The sequence below is a fragment of the Sphingorhabdus sp. genome (assembly GCF_046154385.1).
GTDB lineage: Bacteria > Pseudomonadota > Alphaproteobacteria > Sphingomonadales > Sphingomonadaceae > Sphingorhabdus_B.
This window is the reverse complement of the sequence record NZ_JBJXFW010000032.1, coordinates 1-6,082: the sequence shown is the minus strand read 5'-3', so window position 1 is coordinate 6,082 and position 6,082 is coordinate 1. Positions and strand designations below refer to the sequence as shown.

Genomic DNA, 6,082 nt, shown 5'->3' with positions numbered 1-6,082 from the left:
GTTCGCGCCGTTCAGCAGGAAGGCCATCCTGTAATCTGGTCTTGCGATCCGATGCACGGCAATGTCGTTAAATCGGCAAGCGGTTACAAAACGCGTCCATTTGAGCGCATTTTGGCGGAAGTACGCGGTTTCTTTGCGGTACATCGCGCTGAAGGCAGCTTTGGCGGCGGTATCCATATCGAGATGACCGGCCAGAATGTAACGGAATGCACGGGCGGCGCCGTTGCGGTCACGGATGAAGGTCTGGCAGACCGGTACCACACCCACTGCGACCCCCGTTTGAATGCCGCGCAATCTTTGGAGCTCGCTTTCTTGCTCGCCGAAATGCTGAATCAGGAATTGAACGAACGCGCACGACAGGCGGCGTGAAAATTGCCGGTGCCATGCTCTGGAAATTGAACGCCCTGACCATAGCTTTTCTGGTTTCTGCCTGTTCGTCGGGTGTCGAAACGCGCATCGATAGCGCAGGCGAAAGTGCGTTAAGCGCCCAATCTTTTAGCGGCGCAGCCGCTGAAGATGCGCCTGCCGATCTGAAACGCGCTTATGATCTTGTCCGCAATGGGCTGGTTTCGCGCGGATTTAGCCCGGCGAAAGAGGGCGGGCTATTTCTGCAAATCACGCTTGATGCACGCGATGCATCACTCGCCTTGGGAACGAGCGCCAGAGACGCGAACCTATCCGCCGCCAAACGCCGCAAGCCCTTGCAAAACTGCGTCGACACAGAATTCCGTCTCGGGCTAACTATGACCCGTATCAGCGACGGTACCGAAGTCTATCGCAGCCGTGTCGCGGAATATCATTGCAAAATGCCCTTGGCTGACGCGATGCCATTCATGGTTGAGACGGCTATGGCGGATTTGGGTCAGCCCAGGGGACGTTACCTTGTTCGGCGGGACGCGGTCGAATAGGTTTGTTGTGGCGGCGTGCGAAGTTTGTGACTTGCGATGTTGCGCCCAATTTTTTTCGCTAGAAGGAAAAAGGAAAAGAGGAATAAGGCGGTGTGCGGTGCGGCGAGAATTGCCGTCTTTTTCCTTGTTGTCTTTTTCCTTTTAGGGAAAACTTTTGGACAAGCAGCCAAGGGTACACCAACAATTTCGGAAAACCCAAGCCGTAATACCCGTTTTCATAGGCTTTATTGCGCGTCCAGATCCTTTGCCTCCGGTAAGGTGACCGTAAATCGGGCGCCGCCACTTTCGCCGTTTCCAGCCCAGACTGTGCCATTGTGACGGGTAATGACCGCATGAACAAAGGCCAGCCCCAGACCGACGCCCTTTACCCGTCCGGCATGATGCCCGGTGGAGGCAAATCGGGTGAATAGGCTGGGCAACAGATCGGCGTCGATTCCGTCGCCGCTGTCCGATATCGTGACGGTGACATTGGAACCATGTTGCCGGACGATCTCGACGCCGATGACCGCGTCCGCCGGACTGAACTTGATGGCATTATCCACGAGGTTGCAGATTGCACGGTGCAAGCTTTCCGGTTCGGCCAGTACAAAGGCGCTGTCGCTCGTGTCGCGAACCGAAAAACTGATTCCACGCTCCCGCGCGAGCGGCCATAGACTGTCGGTCGCTTCCCGGACCAGATCTGCGAGCAAGACGTCTTGTCCGGCAAAGTCGGTCTCTCCCATGCGGGCGATTTCGACAAAGTCTTGAGCCAGCTGGATCGTCCGCCGCGCGTTCCGCTCGATCCGTTTCTTGGCATCGGCATCGACGGGGCCGTCAAGCAGGGCGATGATCGATGATTGCGGTGCGCGCATGTCATGGGACAGAAGTTGCAACACCTCCTCCCGATCCCGTTCTGCCTTTGCCAATGCCGTTATGTCGGTCAGATAATGGATATGGCCTTGAAGCACGCCTGAATCGCTACGCACTTCGGACCGGCGCATGACAAAAGTCTTGTCCGCGGGCGATACGAACCGCACATATTCCTGACCCTTGGCCTGTGGCTGCCCGATATAATAGTCGACTGCCGCGCGTTGTTCCGCAACGACCATCAGGTCGAGTGCATCGGATAGCAGCCATCCGGAAATATCTTTGTCCAGACTTTCATTGAGCAATTTGTTCGTAAGGGTGACCTTGTCGCCGGGATCGGTTACAAACATCGGGTCGGGCAAATCCGCCAGCGTGTCCGACACAAAGCGACGCAGGTCGCGCATATGGTCAATCGCGCTGGCAAGAGCTTCGCTTTGGCGGCCCACCATATCCGTCGCCTGATTTGCAGGGATGGGCAAGGGGCGGACCTCGCCGCTTTGTTCGAGTGCGCGTAACTCTGAATCCATGAACACGCTCATCGCCTGCAAACGGCGCCACCCCCATAACGGATAGACCAACAATATGCCCAACAGAGCGGGACCCGGCGGAAACCACAGGCGGCTGAACAAAAGTGCGATGCTGATTGCGAGTATCCCTGCCAGCGAAATGAGGGAAACCATCAACACAACCCGAGGCCGAAAACGCAAAAAGCCGATCATCAACAACCACATAGGCGCAAGCGTCAGGGCATAGGTCCATGGGTCCGGAAGGGGACGGATGAAGTCATTACGGCGCGCCGCGGCCAGAACATTGGCCATCACCTCTACCCCCGACAACATGCCACCTTCGCCATTGGGCGTCGGGAAATTATCACCCATGCCGGCGGCGGTCGCCCCGATGATGATATTTTTGCCGCGTACCAGTTCATCGGGCACATCGCCGTTCAAGATGTCAGCGTAGGAAATTTCGGAGAAGCTTCCCCGCTCGGCATAGGGGATGAGCAGGGGTGCGGAACATCCGGCCTTTGGAAAGTGCGGGCGCGTGGGCTCGAACAGACGCATTATCAAATGCGGCCATGCTTTACCGCCCTTGTCCGGCGTGAAGCAGAGCGTTGCGTGACGCACAATACCGTCGTCATCGAACTGGATGTTGACATGCCCTATCCCAGCTGCCGCTTGTGCAAAAACGGGTGCGGGCAATATCGTGTCATAGTCCCGGCCGTCGCTGCCCGGCGCATTGAAATGTAGCGGTATGAATAACGGCGCGGGGCCAGCCGCCATGGCGGCCGCAAGTCGGTCGTCTGATTCCGGTGTGCCCGGCTCGCTCAACAGGATGTCGAATGCGATGGCGCGCGGTTTTTTCTGCTGGAGTTTCGCAATCATCCGCGCATGGATATCCCGGTCCCACGGCCATTTGCCGAGCGCGGACAGGCTGGGATCGTCGATGGTGACAATCAATATGTCGCCATCCGCCGGCGGGCGCTCGACCGCGCTGAGTTGGTCATAGAGCAGATGGTCGAACGAAGCCGTCCCGCGCCAATAAAGTGTGGCGACGAGCAGGCAGGTCGCAAAAAGTCCGATGGCCAACCATTCGATTGCAAGGCGACGCTGCAAATTCACGACCGGTTTCAGCCTTTTTTACTCGGCGCGGGCAAGGCCACCGTCAAGGGCCTGCGACCGTGATTTTCTCGATTGGGGTCCAACTGGTGGACGCTTCGCCATCGGCATATTGGGTAGATCCCACGCGCCAATAATAATCGGCCGGGGGCAGGTCGGACAAGGTGATCATCATCGAATCCAAGCCTGCCTCATCGACCATCGCCACATTTGTGACGGCGTTGCGGAACAGTTGGAAATGGAATTTTTGCGGCCCGTCACCTTCGGCGCGCCAACGGAAAACAAATCCGTCATTTTCCTTGCCAGCGCTTCCCGTCACACTGTTCAGGCGTCGTTTGAACGTGAATGTAGCCGGTATTCCCTGCAATCCCGCTGCCGAAATGGCGCGAGCCCGTGCGAAGTAATTGCCGTTGGGCAGATCGGCGAACTCCGCCTTTCCATCCTGCGCGACGCCGTCGGCGACCTGTTCAATAAAGCTGGAGTCGGTTGCAATAGTGTAGCGGATGGGTCCGGACAGGGCGGCTGCGAAGCGGACTATCTTGTCGGCTTGCAGTTTTCCGGGAGCGAGCAGCTCAGGCGCCGGCAACAACGCTTCGGTCAGAACGCCGCCATCGGCTTTGACTGCGAGGCCATTTCCTGCGGGAAGGGCACGCGCATTTTCCCCGCCGGTGTCGACCGAAAGCCCGCCTTCGACGACTTCGGCAAAGTCATTCTGGGTATCGGCATCATATCGGGATTGGAAATCTGTACCCCGGACGGCGGAAACCGCCTTGGGGGTGCGGACGCGGTAGCTGTCGTCGGGCGATTTCTGCTTTACCACCGATGACCGGATGCCGCCCCGCGCCACGTCGAAGTCGTAATCCAGAATATTCCCCATAACATAAGTCCGCAACCGCCGGATACGGACCGCGCTGTTGGAGGGCAGGGAAATGCGCGAGCCGTCGTCGAGCACCATGGTCGCAAAGGAAGACGGCCCCGTCGTAATCGCAGCGCCTTCCTGCAATTTCAGACCGGTGCGTGCGGGGTTTGTGTCCTGAGTGACTTGCCCGCGAACGGCCACAAGCTCGGCCGATGCCGGACGGAATTTTAGCACATTGCGGGGTATCGAAAGGGCCTTGCCAATCGGAATAAGATGCGGATCCGCTATCTTATTCTGGCGTTGCACAATTTTATAGCTTTGCGGTGTCAGAAAATAGCGATTTCCCAGCGCAATCAGGGTGTCTCCCTTGCGGACCACATAGCGGACGGGCGCATCGTCAGATTGCGCTGCGGCTTGTGTGGTTGCGAATAGACAAAAATAGAAAGCGAATAATGCAGATGCAAACCGTGGCTTGGTTGGCCGCATAAAATGTCCCGTCAGTTGCTTGTTATGGTCTCCAGTCGATAGCCATAGCCGAAGACGGTAAAAATCCGAAATCCGTTTTCCGGCTGCAGATCAAGCTTTGCCCGAACGCGTGAAATATGCATATCGAGCGTGCGGGTGGCGAGCACCGCGTTGGTTCGCCAGATCGTTTCCATGATGTAATTGCGCGACAATGTGCGGTCCGCGTTGCGGAAAAACAGATCGGCCAGCTCGAATTCCTTGGCCGTCATGGTTACGGTCTGCGCGTTCACCGTGACGGACTGGTCCAGACGGTTAAGATGATATTTTCCGTACACCGCCTCTGCATCAAAAGCGCCTGCACCGGCATTGCGACGCAGCATCGCGTTGATGCGGGCGGCAACGACCGATCGATCTTCAGGCTTGGTGATATAATCATCAGCGCCGGCATTTAACGCGTCGCTGATATCCTTTTTGGCCGAACGGTTCGTCATCATGATGACGGGAGGATGATCGGGAAGGGCGGTCTGCATCCATTTCAGCAATGCAATGCCGTCTTTTCCGGGAATATTCCAATCGAGTATGACCAGATCGAACGTCTCACGCATCAAAGCCTGGGCCAAAATATTGCCGTCGGCATAGCTAACCGCAATATGGCCCAGTTCTTCGACGATGGACTTTAAAAATGCTACGACGTCTGCTTCATCGTCGGCGATTACTACACGCATATGTTTGACCCTACCCAATGGCACCATTTTTCTAATAGGTGTCCCTCTGGGAGTCAGATATAGGCTATTGACCTCCAGCGCCAGAGCGGGGTGCCGGTTGTTACAACCATTTACAAAGATTGCCACAGTGTGAAGTGGTGTAAAAAGCGAGATGGCTGGGGCGGCAGGGATCGAACCTGCGAATGGCGGCATCAAAAGCCGCTGCCTTACCGCTTGGCGACGCCCCATCATCTTGGCATTTAACGCAATAAGGCGGGTTCCGCCTTGTCTGCTGCGGCGGCCTTATAACGCGAGTTTCGACAATGGCAATTGTCGAAAAGCAGGAATTTTCGATCAAATAACCGGTTGTACCCACCCATGAGGATCGGGCGCGGTGCCGCGCTGGATATCGACCAACTTTGCCCGCAATTGCTGGGTTATTTGCCCCGGACCACCGGCACCGATCGTGAAACTGCCGCTTTGGCTATGCACGCTGCCCACCGGGGTCACAACCGCAGCGGTGCCGCACGCAAAGGCCTCGACCAGTTTGCCAGAGGTCGCATCATCGCGCCATTGGTCGATGGCGTAGCGCTCTTCGCGCACATCCAGGCCTTGTTCGCGGGCCAAGATGATGATGGATTCGCGGGTGATGCCCTCAAGGATCGTGCCGTCCGTCGGCGGTGT

6 protein-coding genes and 1 tRNA gene are annotated in these 6,082 nt (G+C 57.0%); 2 read left to right on the top strand and 5 right to left on the bottom strand.

Going from position 1 to position 6,082, the window contains the following annotated elements; genetic code table 11:
* Positions 1-369: 3-deoxy-7-phosphoheptulonate synthase (locus ACKVOS_RS05970; RefSeq protein ID WP_409211102.1), on the top strand; the 369-nt coding region annotated here is incomplete at its 5' end.
* Positions 366-908: a hypothetical protein gene (locus ACKVOS_RS05965; RefSeq protein WP_409211101.1), complete on the top strand. Its 543-nt coding sequence runs from the start codon at positions 366-368 to the stop codon at positions 906-908. The genes ACKVOS_RS05970 and ACKVOS_RS05965, both read left to right, overlap by 4 nt.
* 224 nt (positions 909-1,132) lie before the next feature.
* On the opposite strand, the gene ACKVOS_RS05960 is transcribed toward ACKVOS_RS05965, so the two are convergent.
* The 5 genes from ACKVOS_RS05960 to ACKVOS_RS05940 form a co-directional block, all read right to left on the bottom strand.
* Entirely contained in the window at positions 1,133-3,373 is a 2,241-nt protein-coding gene (locus ACKVOS_RS05960) for a CHASE2 domain-containing protein (RefSeq protein WP_409211100.1), read from the bottom strand.
* Between the two features lie 43 nt (positions 3,374-3,416).
* Complete coding sequence (locus ACKVOS_RS05955; RefSeq protein ID WP_409211099.1) at positions 3,417-4,715, bottom strand: FecR domain-containing protein; 1,299 nt, start codon at positions 4,713-4,715, stop codon at positions 3,417-3,419.
* Positions 4,716-4,726: 11 nt separating this feature from the next.
* Positions 4,727-5,419, bottom strand: coding sequence for a response regulator transcription factor (locus ACKVOS_RS05950; RefSeq protein ID WP_409211098.1), 693 nt, complete (start codon positions 5,417-5,419; stop codon positions 4,727-4,729).
* Positions 5,420-5,571: 152 nt separating this feature from the next.
* Positions 5,572-5,646, bottom strand: a tRNA-Gln gene (locus tag ACKVOS_RS05945).
* A gap of 106 nt (positions 5,647-5,752) precedes the next feature.
* On the bottom strand, positions 5,753-6,082 hold a 330-nt coding region (locus ACKVOS_RS05940), incomplete at its 5' end, for an aminotransferase class IV (RefSeq protein WP_409211097.1).